The sequence below is a fragment of the Cesiribacter sp. SM1 genome, assembly GCF_020178975.1.
GTDB lineage: Bacteria > Bacteroidota > Bacteroidia > Cytophagales > Cyclobacteriaceae > Cesiribacter.
The window spans coordinates 1-15488 of record NZ_JAHXBU010000045.1 but is presented as its reverse complement, the minus strand read 5'-3'; the positions used below and the strand labels follow the sequence as shown (position 1 = coordinate 15488).

Sequence of the window (15488 nt, the reverse complement as noted above, 5' to 3'; positions counted from 1 at the left end):
CACTTATCTTTTCAGTCCCTTAAGCAGGTATAACTGGCTTCCTTCTTTTTCGCTGCCGGCTACATTTGGGTTAGCCTTAGGATCGGTAAAAGGTGTGCCATCGGCTTTAACCCAGCCATGGTTTTGGGTAATGAGCAGGAAAGTACCTTCTACTCCCAGTACATCCGATACATCGATCATGCCGGTAAGTTCCCAGTCGTTGTTTTCTGTACCATAGCCCATGGCAGCAGCTGTTGCCTGGTCGCATTCCAGTACTACTTTCAGCTCACCATTGTTAAGGTTGTACTGGTACAGGCGGGCGAAGTGCTCTTTATCAGCATTGTCGTAGTAGCCGTTCGGATCTTCCTGGATGTAGGCGTAGTGCTTGGTTACCACAATGTTGTCGGGGCTGTGGAAAGATTTTGCTTTGCCGTTTGGCAGGTCACCATCCAGCACACAGGTAATTTTACCGGCCTTTGTAGGGTCAGAATCGTTCAGCTCCAGTTTGTATACCCTGCCGTAAGTGGTTCCTTTGCCTGCCAGTGCATTGTTTTTTCTGCCGGTTACGGCAATGTACACCTCACGATTGTTTTTGGCATTGCCTCTTCTCCAGTCAATATCTTCCAGCCTTGAAAAGCCCATTACACCTTTTGCTTTTGCTTCGGCATCCAGCAGGTCAATGTTGGTTTCGTTCAGCTCTACAAACTCCATATCGTAGGCAACACCTTCCTGCATGTCCATTTCGTAATTTACACCTGCGGCTGTTACTTTAAGGCCGTACAGCTTGCCCCCGTGCAGGTCGCCGGCATCGCCAACATACATGCCAAGCTGTCCGGAAGGCACTGAGTTATCGGAATGGTCATCGCCAATAAAAACAACTGTTTTGCCGGGGTAGGCATCTTTGCCAATTGGTACGGCATTTTCAGTAGACCACTGGCCCATGGCAGTCAGCATTTCGGGCACATCGGCACTGCCGGCTTCTCTGAATGGGTTGGTGAGGAATACACCTTTGGAAGAACCACCCCACTCGCCGCCAGAGAGGTAGAGCGGACCAAAGCCATGCTCTTCTGGCGTAATAAGTGTGCCAGAGCACTGGGCAGTGTTGGCAGTGGCTGTAGCGTTAAGAATGTGCTCGCCTTTAACAGGCTTAAAGTTCTCATCAAAGAAGATGCGTGCTATGGCATAATCTGCCTCAATGTTGTTAATGAGTGTGTAGCCGCCGTCGCCATTCTTCATCAGGCCCATACCATCGGCCATGGAACCGTACACAAATTCAGGAGATTCTGGCAATTGATCTTCAGATGATAGTAGCGGAAAGATCTCTACATTTTTGAACTGCGGCGTTAAAGCCAGGAAAGAAGGGGTTTTGGAGTAAGCTTTCAGTTCCTTCTTTTGAAGTTTGTTGGCAGCGCCGGGGCTGCTTGGAGAATCCTGTGCCAGGTCCAGAGATTCCGGCTGTTCACATGAAACGATAAAAAAGGCTCCAAGAGCCAGTGGCAGTACATTTTTAAAAATCATGTTGCGCTAGATTGATAAGTTTATCTGCATCAAAACTAGGGCTGGCTTGTTACTATATGTTTAAGGCCACATCAAACAAAGGTGAAGGATGGAAGGTGGAATGTTAAGGATTTATAAAACTGTTAACTTCTGGATGCTCAAAAGCTTAAAGGATTGTTCCTGCCTGGCTGCCGGCTTCCCTGAGGTCGGCTTCCGGGCTACCGGTCATCGGATTATTGCGTGCTGTTATTCCTTACATGCTTTTCCAGGATAGACTGCAGCGATTTTTCTGTCAGGGGTTTACTGATATAATCGGCAACGCCGGCGCTTCTGGCCCTCTCAACATCAGAAGGATTGAGGGAGGTGGTGAGCATAATGATGATGACTGAATCTTTATCCGGTAAATCCATCTTTTGGTAGGCTTCCAGGAATGCAAAGCCATCCATTACGGGCATGTTAATGTCGAGCAGGATCAGTTCGGGTAAGTTGTTTTGATCTGCCTTTTTTTGCAGCAGTTCAATGCCCTCTTTACCATTGCGGGCCTGCAGTAACTCACTGGTAACGCCCATATCCATGATCAGCATTTCATTGATGATGTTGGTTGTCTCATCATCATCAATCAGCAGTATGCATTTTATTTTTTTCATTGTTGCTATGATGCTTTTGTTGGTCTGGTGCGCTGCCTGACTTATTAAAATAAACGCTAAAGGTTGATCCCTGGCCTGGCTTACTTTCCACATGGATCTTTCCGCCGGCATTCTCAATTATCTTTTTCACAATGTACAGGCCAATGCCGGAACCCTCCACGTGGTCGTGCATACGCTTAAACATGGCAAAAATTTTACTTTCTTCGGCAAGGTCTATTCCCAATCCATTGTCTTCCACAGATAGAATCAGAAAATCATCTTCTTGTTTACAACTTATCCTGATGAGGGGCTGTCGCTGGGGGGAGCGGTATTTAACAGCATTGGAGATCAAATTGTAAACAATGCTACGTGCGTTTTTTGCAGAGAAATGTATGGGCGTGCATTGTTGCAATTCAAGTACAATCTGTGCATCTGCCTGCTCTATCTGGGGTGCCAGGTCGAGCTTAACTTCATTAATTACCTGTGTAAGATCTACCTGGGCAACATCTTCTCCACTTCCTTCACGCTGTATTTTCGTGATTTGGGTTAATTCGTCAAGTGTTTTCTTGAAGCGCTCAATGGAATGGGTGATCAGATCTGATAGTTTGTTTATGATGGGCTTTTCCTTGATCTCATCTGCAAGGCTTCGTTGCATGGCATGCATGAGGCCTTCTATGTTGGAAATGGGTGCCCGTAAATCATGGGAGGCCGTATAGATAAAGTTATCCATATCGGAATTAATGAAGCTAAGCTGCTGGTTGCTTTTAGCCAGCTCTTCGTTGCTGGCCAATATTTGCTGGTTGGCCATTCTTAACTCCTCATTGGTAACGGCTAATTTGCGTGCCAGGGCTTGTGCCTCCTGCTCCCTTTCTTCTATTTTTTTCCTGGTTTCAACCTGTTCTGTTATATCGCTTACCAGTGTAAAAAAGCCGGCAACTGCGCCATCCTGAACGTCGGGTACATAGGTGGTGCTGATGTACTTTGTAAAATCGCTTCTGTAAGGCATTTCGGCTTCAAAGTTCAGGCGTTCTCCTGCCAGAGCCCGATCAATATACTGCTTTACAACACTGTAGGCTTTTTCTCCAACTACCTCACGTACCGGGAGGCCAATCAGTTCAGTTGATTTTTGATTAAACCACGCCTCATAAGCCTGGTTGGCAAAACGATATTTCTCATCCTTGTCGAGATAGCCAATCAGCACCGGCAGCGCATCGGTTACTAACCGTAGCTGTCTTTCGCTTTCTTCTATTTTCTGCCGGGCCTTTACATGCTCTGTAACCTCGTAAGCAAATACCAGCACCCCATCTATCTCTCCCAGCTGATTACGGTGTGCCTGGTAGGTAAAGGTCCAGTAGATTTCTTCCAGCGGAGCTCCCTGGTGGCGGGCCAGTTGCACAGGTAGTTCATGGGCAACAAAGGTTTCACCTGTTTTATAAACCTCTTGCAGAAGATGTGGAATGGGGGAGGCTTCCAGCTCCGGAAGTGCCTCTAGCACAGCTTTGCCCAACAGCTCTCTTCCCGGAAATATTTGCTGGTAAGCGGGGTTCACTAATTTAAAAACCAGCGCTTCTCCATCCAGAATAACGATGGGCGAGGGTGCATCCATAAATATAGTATGCAGTAGCTGGCGCTGGCGTTCGGTTTCCTCCTGGGCAAGTTTCAGGTCGGTGGTTCTTGCCGCCACGCGCTCCTCCAACTCACTGTTTAACTGCTCAAGAGCTTTTTTTGCCTCTGCCAGTTCTTTATTGGAAGCTATAAGTTCATTATTTGCTGTGGCCAGCTCTTCATTTAATGTCTCTACTTTCCTGCGGCTTTGTTCCACCTGCTGGCGTGCCCGCACCTGTGCAGTTACTTCGTAGGCAAACACCAGGATACCGTCAATTTCTCCGTTCAGGTCGCGCGTAGCCTGGTAAACAAAGTTGTAGTAGTTTTCTCCCAGTGTACCGGAATTGGTATGATCCAGCTGTACGAGCATTTCGTTAGCAAAAAAGGGCTCCCCTGTGTGGTACACCCTGTCCAGCAGCCCAAAAATTGGCTGTCCTTCCAGTTCAGGCATGGCTTCACGGATTGGCTTGCCCAGGAGTTCACGCTCACCAACCAGTTGCTGGTAGGGAGGATTTACCATGTGAAAGACATGCTGCGGCCCTTTAAAAATTGTGATCATGGCAGGTGCCTGCATCAGCAACTGCTCTATTCGTTTACGTTCTGATTCTGCTTCTGTACGGGCCCTTCTTAATTCCCGGGTCCGGGTTTCTACCCGGGACTCCAGCTCCTGGTTAAGCAGCTCAAGCGATTTACGGTTAGTTACCACTTGCGTTACTTCATAGCCAAAAGTAATGATGCCGTTTATCTCCCCCCTGAAATCACGCATGGCCTGGTACGTAAAATTATAGTAACCAGTGGTGAGCTCGCCATTGCCGGTGTGGTCTAAGGGAATGGGTACCTCAAAACCTGTAGCTGTTTCCCCGGTCTTGTATATTCTGTCCAGTACTTCAACAATCGGATCTCCCTCTATTTCAGGCACTGCTTTCAGCAGAGGCTTGCCTAGGAGTATTCTGCCGGGAAAGAGCTTCTGGTATAGCGGATTAACCAGTTCATACACATGGTCCGGACCACGTACTACAGCAATAAGGGCAGGTGCCTGCATCAACAAATCATACAACATCTTTTGCTGAAGGTCTGCCTGCTGTATTGCATGCAGCTCACGGCTTGTTAGTGCTTCAATTTGTTGCTGGTCGCTTACCTGATCACTTACATCACTCACCTTATGAATAATATAAAGCACATTTCCATCACCATCCAGCACGGGCGTATTAAGTGGCTGCCAGTATTTTTCTTCAAATCCTCCGCCTGCATGCTGTGGTCGGGGAACGTCGTAGCGTTGCAGAGACATTTTATGAGGCCTACCCGTTGCCAGTACTTTCTGCAGAGAGGCATGAAGGTTGGAAACAGCATTAACATGGGGTATATTCGGATTGTCGGGGAATATGTCAAACACATGTTTACCCCTTATTTCGTTACGAACGGCTAGTGTAGCAGCCAGGTAAGCGTCGCTGGCGGTGAGAATGTGCAGGTCAGGAGAAAGAATCAGGTACAGATCCGGAAGTGCCTCAAACACTTTGAGCATATCCGGATTGCTGTTATATGTATGCTTGTTCATGAATTACATAGCTTGAGGGAGTGCCATATCCCATAAAAATGTTTGTTGCCCGTATGCTGGTTCCAATCAATTCACAATTTATTGCTTTCTTAATATTTTATAACCAATTGATTACACGTTTTATGCATAATTGCTAAGGAATTCCTTTTTGCTGGTGAAGTCCTATGCTGTGTGTTGTACCGGATTTCAATAATCCTTCTGCACAGTTTGCCTGAACAATGTCTCTGTTTAACGAGTACAGCTAACAGGCTGCCTGGGTAGCAGGATGCTGCGCTCTGGATTTTAGTTTGTACTAGCATACAAACAGCAGATGCTGAATCTTGTTGTAAAGCTTAAGAAAGCTAAAAGCAGCACCACTGATCTAATGTTTTCCGGCAGAGGATAAAAAACTTGGCGCATACTGTTTAGCCTTCAGCATATTCTTTAATTTTTTTCCTGATCCTATGCATCAACTTCAACCATCTGCTGTACAGAAAGTAAGACAACAAGCCGGCAGCGCAAGCGAAAACCGGCGAAATATTGGCATACTAAGTGCCGTAGGCCTGTTGGATTTTGTGCCTATTTCACTTTATCAGCTAGGGGTGATCCGCCACATGCCCGATCTCCCCGGCAGGATCTTCGATTCTGACTATGTAAATGCTTCTAAAGAGGCCCAGATAGCAGGGCTGCCCGATGGGCCAGTTAGCCTGCTGATGTATGCCGCTAATGTGTTGCTGGTGGCAGGAGCGATCAAAAAGAAGAAAAAGCGCAATCTATTCGATTACCTGATTGCAGGCAATGCCATTGGGCAGGCTGCCGGAGGCGCTTACTACCTTTACAACATGGCGACGGTGCAAAAAAAGGTATGTATCTATTGTGTTACAGGCGCGCTGATCAACTTTGCTACCCTTGTGCCGCTATATAAACTTCTAAAATTAAAGAGCTAGAACCGGAGGCCGGGCACTTTAAGTTTAACAATGTTTTTTAGGTCTGCCCTGCTTCAATCTGGTGTAATCAGGCAGATGAAAGTAAATTAGTCTTTAGCAGGTATATTAACTAAGTCATTAAATTTTGTAAATTTCCCTTGCGTATGCGGGCTGGCATTATGCTTAAACTATTAAGTGCCATATGCGATCCTGAAACAGATGCGCCGGTAGCATAGATTGGTTAAGAGTGCCATATTTATGCGAATTAGAGCAAAAGAAATGACTACTTTTTAGTGGCAGTTGATAAATTTGCCGGTATACCGGAGTAGGTTGCTCTTTTATAGGAAGGGGAAAAAACCTGGAGTATCAAAGGATTGTTTGCAACGCTGCTAAGACTAATTTTTATTAAATATGAAGCCAGATCAAACAGGTTTGCAGCCTTATCAGCTTAATTTGGCCGAAACATGTGCCTTTCTTGAAAAAGTTTTACACCAGCAGGTGCAGCCAAAAGCAATGGAGTGGCTTCATCAGCAACAAAAAAAAATAAAGGAAGATGGCAGCAAGCTGTTTTTATCCTTTAGCCTGGCTTCCCGCTTCTTCGATAGTGAAAGCCTGCACCTGGCACCTGAACAAGTTACAGAGGCAGAAGCCCTTCGGATTGGTTTTATGCCCCAGTACTGGACACAGCTGCAGCTGGCCAGAACCCTCCTGCTCCTGGAGCTTTCCGAACTGGAGGAAGAAACCTTTATCCACAGCCTGACCCGCCTGGCCGAAACTGCCGATGTAGCAGAACAAATTGCCCTCTATGGTGCCCTGCCGGTTTTGCCCTACCCACTGGCACTCCGTAAAAGAGCGGCCGAAGGCATCCGTACCAATATCACCGGCGTTTTCGATGCCATTGCCCTCCATAATCCTTACCCTGCAGATTACCTGGAAGAAGGAGCCTGGAATCAGATGCTGCTAAAAGCAGTTTTTCTGAGCCGCCCCTTATACCAGATCTGGGGTGCTGATAAACGCGCTAACCCGGCCTTAGCACAAATGCTGCTTGATTTTGCCCATGAACGCTGGGCAGCACACAGAACCGTTACACCGGAAATCTGGCGTTTTGTAGGGCCTTATCTCCAGAAAGAAAATATCAGAGAAATTGAGCAGCTTAGCAAACAGGGCACTCCGCTTGAAAAAAAAGCAGTGCTGCTTGCCTGTGCCGGAAGCGAACTTCCGGAAGCGGAAAAATTGCTGGCCGGGTACCCGGAAGAGGAACAACAGATCAGGAGCGGGGAAATTAACTGGGTTAGCCTGGGGCGGCAGTATGCCGGGGAGTAACCACCAGTTTAACGATATAAGAATACATTTTAATCTAACACATACGCCATAACTCAACTCTCATGCAAGAGCTCAACATGAAGTTTATCGATCCGCATATACACGTTACCTCCCGCACTACCGACGATTACGAAGCAATGCGGAAGGCCGGTGTGGTAGCCATCATAGAACCTGCTTTCTGGCTGGGGCAGCCCCGCACCAAGGTGGGCAGCTTCCAGGATTATTTTAGCAGCCTTGTAGGCTGGGAGCGCTTCAGGGCCAGCCAGTTTGGTATTAAGCATTACTGCACCATTGGCCTTAATTCCAAAGAAGCCAATAACGAAGCACTGGCAGAGCAGGTAATGGAGCTGCTGCCGCTATTTGTAGGCAAGGAGGGAGTAGTGGCAGTGGGCGAAATTGGCTACGACGACCAGACCGAAGCAGAAGATAAATACTACCGGCTTCAGCTGGAGCTGGCAAAGGAAGTGGCGCTGCCGGTGCTCATTCACACCCCCCACCGGAATAAAAAGCAGGGAACCACCCGCAGCATGGATGTGAGCGAGGAGCATGGCCTGGATCCCAAAATGGTAATTGTAGACCATAATAATGAAGAAACGGTAAAAGAGGTGCTGGACAGGGGCTATTGGGCAGCCTTCACCATTTACCCACATACTAAAATGGGCAGCGAGCGCATGGTGGAAATCGTAAAGCAGTATGGGCCGGAGCGCATTATTGTAGACAGCGCCGCCGATTGGGGTGTTAGCGATCCGCTGGCGGTACCCAAAACAGCTGCCCTTATGCTGCAGCATGGCATTCCGCGGGAGCATGTGGAGCAAACCTGCTACTATAATGCGCTGGCTGCCTACGGGCAGAGCGGGCAGATGAAAGAAAGTGACTGGCTGCAGGCCGGGCCGGTAGACCAGCGTCACAAATTTTCAGGCAATTCAGTGCTTAGGGGCGGCCAGGAACCGAATGTTGAAAATGGGGGTTCCAACATTGTGCCTAATTAAAGAATGTCAGTAGTACTACAAAATTCTCCCAAAAGCAGGCTCATGGCGCACCTTCGCCTCATGAGGCCTGCTAATATAGTAACCGCCCTTGCCGACATAGCAGCAGGTTTTGCAGCCGCTATGGCTATGGGCAATATCGCCCTGGCAAATAATGAGGCACTGCAGGAGTGGCTGGTATTGCAAGACCAGCTGCCGTTGCTGCTTTGGCTGTGCCTGGCTACTATTGGCCTTTATGGCGGTGGCGTGGTATTCAATGATGTGTTCGATGCTGAACTGGATAAAATAGAACGGCCGGAACGAGCCATTCCCAGCGGGCAGGCCAGCATTACCAGCGCCAGCCTTTTAGGAGGGCTATTGCTGTTGATGGGGATAGTGGCAGCCTGGCAGGTTGGGCAGACTAGCGGTTTGCTGGCCATTGCCATTGCACTGCTGGCCCTGCTGTATGATGCCTGGGGCAAACACCAGCTTTACTTTGGCCCCCTGAATATGGGCCTGTGCCGTGGGTTTAACCTGTTGCTGGGTGTAAGTGCAGTACCGGCACTTTTGCCGCAGCTCTGGTATCTTGGGATAATACCGGTGGTGTATATTGCAGCCATCACCATGATTAGCCGTGGCGAAGTGCATGGTGGTAACCGAAAGGCCCTGCAGGGTGGGCTGTTCATGTATGCTGCTGTGGTGGTTACCATTCTGGTGCTGGCATTTTTTACAGGAGCGGCCTGGTGGCAGGTAATACCTTTTGTGGCACTGTTTGCTTACCTGATCTTTCCACCCCTGCTGGAGGCTTTGCGCAAACAGGATGCCCGCTTTATCGGGAAAGCCGTAAAGGCAGGTGTACTTTCGTTAATTGTGCTGAATGCTGCCCTGGCCACAGCTTTTGCAGGCTGGATGTGGGGCCTTGCCATACTTTTGTTGCTGCCCATTTCCCGATTAATGGCCCGTAGCTTTGCCGTTACCTGATCTTACTGAAGTTTTTGCCGGAGGCCTGAAGCTTAGGAGCTGCCGCTGGTTATTATTATATTAGTTTATGAGACGAGTCCTCCAACAAACGTTTTCCGTTCCCTTCCAGTACCAGGTGCTGTTTACCGAAGGCCTTTTTAAGGAAGATAATCCCCTGCTGGCCAGGTTACTGAAGGGCCAGAACCCGGCAAAAGTGCTCTTTGTTATAGACGATGGTGTGGCCGCGGCACATCCTTATCTGCAGCAGCAGATAGAAGCTTATGCTGCTTATCACACTGATAGTTTTGCTTTCCATGCAGCACAACTACTGGTGCCCGGAGGCGAGGAGGTAAAAAATAATTCAAAGCCTTTACAGGCTATTCTGGATGCAGTGAACCGCTGGGGCATTGACCGCCATTCCTATATCATATGCATCGGGGGCGGCGCAGTGCTGGATATGGCAGGCTTTGCAGCAGCTGTGGCGCACAGAGGCATCCGCTTTGTTCGGGTGCCAACAACGGTGCTCGCACAAAACGATTCTGGCGTAGGGGTCAAGAACAGCATTAATGCTTTCGGTAAGAAAAACTTCCTGGGCACCTTTGCGCCTCCCTTTGCTGTAATCAACGACAGCAGCTTTCTTACTACCCTGCACGAGCGTGACTGGCGCGCAGGCATTGCCGAAGCCATTAAAGTAGCACTCATCAAGGATAAAGCTTTTTTCGAGCAGATAGAAAAGGATGTTCCACTGCTGGTCGCGCGCCATATGCCAGCTATGGAGGAGCAAATTTACCGCTGTGCCCAGCTGCACCTGGAGCACATCGGCCACGGGGGCGATCCGTTCGAGCAGGGCTCTTCCCGTCCGCTCGATTTTGGCCACTGGGCAGCTCACAAGCTGGAACAATTAACTAACTTCCGTTTGCGGCACGGCGAGGCGGTAGCCATTGGCATTGCCCTGGATGTTACTTACTCCTACCTGCAGCATATGATCCCGCAGGCAGACCTCCTGCGCATCCTGAACCTGATCAGGGGACTGGGCTTTGATTTGTATGTGCCGGAATTAAGCAGCCAGGAAGTACTGCAGGGGCTTCGGGAGTTTCAGGAGCACCTGGGCGGGCGCCTTACCATTATGCTGCTGAACGAGATTGGCAGAGGCATTGAAGTGCACGAAATGGATGCCGCAAAAGTTACTGCTGCCGCAAGCATGCTTAAAGAATTTCAGGAAACACAAATGCCTGCCTAACCTGCCTAAAAAGATTTAAAAGAATTAAGATGCCATCAGCTACCCCTGGATCAGAACCTTCTGCCAGCGAAAATACCCTACTGCAGCAGGGCTACCACCTAAGCTACTGCACCAACATCCATCCCGGCGAAAGCTGGGCAGAGGTTGAACAAAGCCTTAAACAGTATGTGCCTGAAGTCAAGAAGCAGGTATCTCCCCATAAAGCATTTGGCCTGGGCCTCAGGCTGTCGCACCAGGCAAGCCTTGAGCTGCTGGAAGGTGCTAAATTACAGGAATTCAAAGCCTGGCTTGATCGGGAAGGGCTGTATGTTTTTACCCTTAACGGCTTTCCTTATGGGGGCTTTCATCACAGGGTAGTAAAAGATGGGGTGCACCAGCCCGACTGGACAACACCGGAGCGCCTGCACTATACTTTAAGGCTTTTTCATATACTGGCAGTTTTGCTCCCGGCAGGGGTGGAGGGCGGTATTTCAACCTCCCCGCTTTCCTATAAGCTGTGGCACAGTTCCGGGGCAGAACAGCAGCGGGTGTTTACAACTGCCACCGAGCAGCTGCTACAGGTAGTGGTGCACCTGCACCTGCTCCGCCAAAACACTGGTAAATGGCTGCACCTGGATATTGAGCCCGAACCTGATGGCGTGCTGGAGAATACCAGGGAAGTAATTACCTACTTTAGAGAGTGGCTGCTGCCAATGGGCATTCCGTATCTGCAGCGGCAGCTGGGCTTATCCCCACAGCAGGCAACGGCAGCCATCAAAGATCACCTGCAGTTGTGTTACGATGTATGCCACTTTGCACTGGCTTATGAAGAGCCCGGTGAAGTATTCAGGCAGCTGGAAAGCGAAGGCATCCGCATTGGTAAAATTCAGATCAGTGCAGCACTGAAATCACTTTTGCCCGAGTCCAGGCAGGAGCGCCAGCAGCTGGCAGAACGCTACAAACCCTTTGCCGAATCAACCTACCTGCACCAGGTGGTAGCCCGCCAGGCCAATGGCAGCCTTCATCAGTATAATGATTTGCCTGCGGCCCTGCAGGATATTCAGAATCCTGCCCTGCAGGAATGGCGCACCCATTTTCATGTGCCGGTGTTTGAGAGCAGCTACGGCAGTCTGCAGTCTACCCAGGACGACATCCGGCAGGTGCTGGAAATACAGCAGGAGAAACCCGTAACCAGTCACCTGGAGGTAGAAACCTATACCTGGGAAGTGCTGCCGCCCGAAAGCCGCTTGCCCCTGACAGAATCTATTGTGCGGGAGCTGGAGTGGGTGCAGCAGGTGCTGCAGGCGCCCCAAAAGCCTGTTAAATAAATGAGTACTGCCGAACAAAACTGGCCTAACATGAAAAAAACTGTTGTTCTGGATGTAGTAGCCCTGTCGCCACGCCTCCTTGGTGAACATACCCCTTTCCTATCAGCCTGGGTTTCGAAAGGAAAAATGGCCTCCATTGAGCCTGTTTTACCTGCCGTTACCTGTTCGGCACAGGCAACCTACCTTAGCGGTAAATGGCCCTCCGAGCATGGCATTGTGGGCAATGGCTGGTACTTCAAAGACGAGTGCGAGATAAAATTCTGGCGGCAGTCTAACAAGCTGGTGCAGGCCCAAAAGGTGTGGGAAGAAGCCCGGAAGCACGATCCCTCCTTTACCTGCGCCAATATGTTCTGGTGGTATAATATGTACTCTTCTGTAGATTATTCTGTTACCCCCAGGCCCATGTACCCTTCCGACGGGCGCAAGCTACCCGACATCTATACACAGCCCATGGACCTGCGTGATCGCCTGCAAAAAGAGCTGGGACAGTTTCCGCTCTTTGAATTCTGGGGTCCCAATGCTAATATTAACTCAACCCGCTGGATCGCCGAAGCATCCAAGAAGGTAGACCAGTGGCATAACCCCACCCTTACCCTTATTTACCTGCCCCACCTGGACTATAACCTGCAGCGCCAGGGGCTGGACTTCAGCAAGATTGGCAAAGACCTGCGGGAAGTGGATGCAGTATGTAAGGATCTGATCACCTACTACGAAGGGCAGGGAGCCCAGGTGCTTCTGGTATCGGAATATGCCATTACTTCGGTGAAGCATCCGGTACATATTAACCGCATGTTGCGGGAGCAGGGGTATATTACTGTTAAAGAAGAACTGGGGCTGGAACTGCTGGATGCCGGTGCCAGTAAAGCCTTTGCCGTGGCCGACCACCAGCTGGCACATGTTTATGTAAACGAAGCAGGCGAAATTCCCCGCATTAAAGCCCTGTTGCAACAGCTGCCAGGCGTGGAACTGGTGCTGGATAGGGAAGGCAAAGCAAAATACCATCTGCAGCACGAGCGGGCTGGCGACCTGGTGGTGGTAGCCGATAAAGACTCCTGGTTTACCTACTACTACTGGCTGGACGACAAAAAAGCACCTGACTTTGCCCGTACGGTTGATATTCACCGTAAGCCAGGCTACGATCCTGTAGAAATGTTTGCGGATCCAAACATCCGCCTGCTGAAAGCCAGGATTGGGTTAAAGCTCCTGAAAAAGAAGCTGGGGTTCCGCTACCTCATGGACGTGATTCCGCTCGATGCCAGCCTGGTGAAAGGCTCCCACGGTAGGATAGCCGAAGATCCGGCAGATCGTCCTTTACTGGTCAGCCAGCATAAATCCATTCAGTTAAACCAAAAGCTACTGCCCACGGAATTACACGATATTATTCTACAGCATCTGGGCATTGAAAAGGGTGCAGTGTCTGCTAACCTGCCCCGCCAATAATTGACAGATAGGGCAGGAGCGTGTTTACTGTTTGTGTGCCTGACTTTTAGAATATTTTCAGGGATCAGGTATTCAAGCCCATAAACCTGATGAACTGGAGCTAAAAGTTAGGAGTAAGACCAGTGTTCCGGGCTTTACCTGTTATATCGTGCCTACTATGTAGTGCTTGATTTTAACAGGTACAGGAAGCATAGCTGTTGAGCTGTGCTTGCTTGTTAATCTGTTGGTATTTAGCTATTTATGCGTTGTTTTACGTGCTGAATACCATCAGTAACTGCAACTAAAACACCCTGTTTTTTTGTTCTTTTAGTATGAAAAAGGCGATTGAAGAGCAGCTAAATGAGGGGGCGGTGGAAGAGCAAAAGTTCCAGGATGAAGTATGGCGGAATTCCATTCCGGCGCAGGTCTTCCTGAATTACTTCCTTGCTATAAACTATCATATCAAAAACAGCAGTGATGCAGGTTTGCAGAACCTTTCTTTCTTTCAGGAGCTTAAAGCTGAGCTAAGCGAACAGGAAACAGAAGCCATCAGTAAAATGCTGTTAAGCGGCTGGAGCACTGAGTATGCACTTAGGGCTACGGCCGAGTTAGGTAATGATGATTACCTGCGGTACGCACTGCACTGGACGTTCCCGCAGGCATATTATTCAGTTTTTGCCATTTTGCAGGCCTTCCTGTATACCCTGAATGTGAGAACGAATAACCAGGATGTTATCAGCCGGGAGACTGGCCGTTTGGTTTTACGGCAGGCATACCCGAAAGCAATAAGTTATTATGCAGCCGGTCCTTACAACAGTTTTAAAATTCACCGCTTACCACTGGCAACCTATAAGCCGGGCTTAAACACCCCGGAAAAAGATATTGATGCCCAGGCACAAATTGGCCAGTTTCTGCGCACCACCCGCAAACTGAAAGCTCAGGCTGTTCGCAGGCAGTTACAAGCTAACAGCCAAACCGCATTGCGGAGTCCGAAGACCGGTAAGGTTCTGAATAAATGGAGTAGCAGTCATTGGGAGCAAATCACCTGGCGGCTGGGCTATACTACGTTCTTTGATCTGCTGGGTCGCCTGCGGATCTCATCAAGTCATAAGGAGATTGAACGTTTTGTGGAGGCTGATATTGATTTCAAGTTATTCCACGAGTCTCTGCTGGACATTGTAAGCTATCTCAATGGTATACACGAAGCTTATGTGGCTAAAGCCATAGGGCTGGAAAGGTACCAGGAGTTGGTATCCGGCCTGCCATCCCATTTGCAGCATGGTTTTGTAGCCCAACGCCTGAAGGATAAAGTAGCTCCTCTGTTTGTTAGCGGGCAGGGATACGGAATCGACAATGCTGCATAGTTAGATAGCTGCGGCTGATTACATAACTTTGGAATAGAAGTTACAGTAAAATATTTCAGTTTCTTTTGTCTCTCATAGGAGAAAAAGCATAAAACAATGTGGATGTTGGTAGTAATTTGTACAGAAGAATAATTCGCAGATTAGCTCTTTGGCAAACTAGCAATAGAGAATGGCCAAAACGGCAAAAAATAAATACCTGAAACAGCACTAGGAAATCAGGATCGGGAGCCTTTACCTTTGTACTCCACTTCAGCGAAAGGCAGGAGGGAAAGACCAGATTGAAAGCTTTATAAAGATCCTGAAGAATTTCTCTGAACAGGGGAACCAGCAGTACAGCCATTATGGTTAAGACTCTTGCGTTCCTCTTAAAAGGAGAGGGTAGGAAGCCGGGAGAGCAAGAAGAAATTCCCACCTCCGGGAACTCACAGCATCTTCAGATAGTTATACTACACCAGGCCGAAAGAAGTCTAAAGCAGTGTAAGGCCTTAGGAAAAGACAAGAAAATGTCTATTTCCCAGGAACTATCAGAAGTCTTGGATCAGTTATGGATAAGCGCCCCGGGCAAAAGAGCTAAGGGCAAAAGATTGAAGCATTGAAAGAGTGAAGCAAAGAGCAACACCGGCAGGAGAGTTTTGGCAGATTCAGCTTAGAAGCAGCAGAGATATTAGTTTTTGATATCTTCTATCTTCTAAGGAAGATCTGAAAAAGTTTAGCCAAAGCCGGAACTTTAGCATAGAGAGCAG

12 protein-coding genes are annotated in these 15488 nt (G+C 48.8%); 9 read left to right on the top strand and 3 right to left on the bottom strand.

What is annotated here, in order from left to right; translation table 11 throughout:
- Positions 1-3: 3 nt before the first annotated feature.
- From KWJ01_RS09285 to KWJ01_RS09275, 3 genes are all read right to left on the bottom strand, one after another.
- Positions 4-1497: a PhoX family protein gene (locus KWJ01_RS09285; protein WP_224996155.1), complete on the bottom strand. Its 1494-nt coding sequence runs from the start codon at positions 1495-1497 to the stop codon at positions 4-6.
- 212 nt (positions 1498-1709) lie between these two features.
- Positions 1710-2123 (bottom strand): response regulator, encoded by a 414-nt coding sequence (locus KWJ01_RS09280; protein ID WP_224996154.1) that lies wholly within the window; start codon positions 2121-2123, stop codon positions 1710-1712.
- Positions 2092-5262: a PAS domain-containing protein gene (locus tag KWJ01_RS09275; RefSeq protein ID WP_224996153.1), complete on the bottom strand. Its 3171-nt coding sequence runs from the start codon at positions 5260-5262 to the stop codon at positions 2092-2094. The genes KWJ01_RS09280 and KWJ01_RS09275 overlap by 32 nt, the downstream gene beginning before the upstream one ends.
- Before the next feature lie 443 nt (positions 5263-5705).
- Here KWJ01_RS09275 and KWJ01_RS09270 point away from each other — a divergent pair, with 443 nt between their 5' ends.
- From KWJ01_RS09270 to KWJ01_RS09230, 9 genes are all read left to right on the top strand, one after another.
- Positions 5706-6188: a vitamin K epoxide reductase family protein gene (locus KWJ01_RS09270; RefSeq protein WP_224996152.1), complete on the top strand. Its 483-nt coding sequence runs from the start codon at positions 5706-5708 to the stop codon at positions 6186-6188.
- A gap of 390 nt (positions 6189-6578) precedes the next feature.
- Complete coding sequence (locus KWJ01_RS09265; RefSeq protein ID WP_224996151.1) at positions 6579-7490, top strand: EboA domain-containing protein; 912 nt, start codon at positions 6579-6581, stop codon at positions 7488-7490.
- Positions 7491-7552: 62 nt separating this feature from the next.
- Positions 7553-8479, top strand: a complete 927-nt coding sequence (locus KWJ01_RS09260; RefSeq protein ID WP_224996150.1) for a TatD family hydrolase — start codon at positions 7553-7555, stop codon at positions 8477-8479.
- Between the two features lie 3 nt (positions 8480-8482).
- The gene (eboC, locus tag KWJ01_RS09255; protein WP_224996149.1) at positions 8483-9436 is read left to right on the top strand and encodes a UbiA-like protein EboC; all 954 of its coding nucleotides are present in this window, start codon (positions 8483-8485) and stop codon (positions 9434-9436) included.
- A 67-nt stretch (positions 9437-9503) separates the two neighbouring features.
- Complete coding sequence (locus KWJ01_RS09250; RefSeq protein ID WP_224996148.1) at positions 9504-10655, top strand: 3-dehydroquinate synthase; 1152 nt, start codon at positions 9504-9506, stop codon at positions 10653-10655.
- A 29-nt stretch (positions 10656-10684) separates the two neighbouring features.
- On the top strand, positions 10685-11962 hold the full coding sequence (gene eboE / locus KWJ01_RS09245) for a metabolite traffic protein EboE (protein WP_224996147.1): 1278 nt from the start codon (positions 10685-10687) through the stop codon (positions 11960-11962).
- Between the two features lie 30 nt (positions 11963-11992).
- Positions 11993-13402 carry an alkaline phosphatase family protein gene (locus tag KWJ01_RS09240; RefSeq protein WP_224996146.1) on the top strand — a complete coding sequence of 470 codons (1410 nt, stop codon included), beginning with the start codon at positions 11993-11995 and terminating at the stop codon, positions 13400-13402.
- A gap of 311 nt (positions 13403-13713) precedes the next feature.
- Positions 13714-14745: a hypothetical protein gene (locus tag KWJ01_RS09235; protein WP_224996145.1), complete on the top strand. Its 1032-nt coding sequence runs from the start codon at positions 13714-13716 to the stop codon at positions 14743-14745.
- Between the two features lie 341 nt (positions 14746-15086).
- Positions 15087-15341: a hypothetical protein gene (locus KWJ01_RS09230; RefSeq protein ID WP_224996144.1), complete on the top strand. Its 255-nt coding sequence runs from the start codon at positions 15087-15089 to the stop codon at positions 15339-15341.
- Positions 15342-15488: the final 147 nt, after the last annotated feature.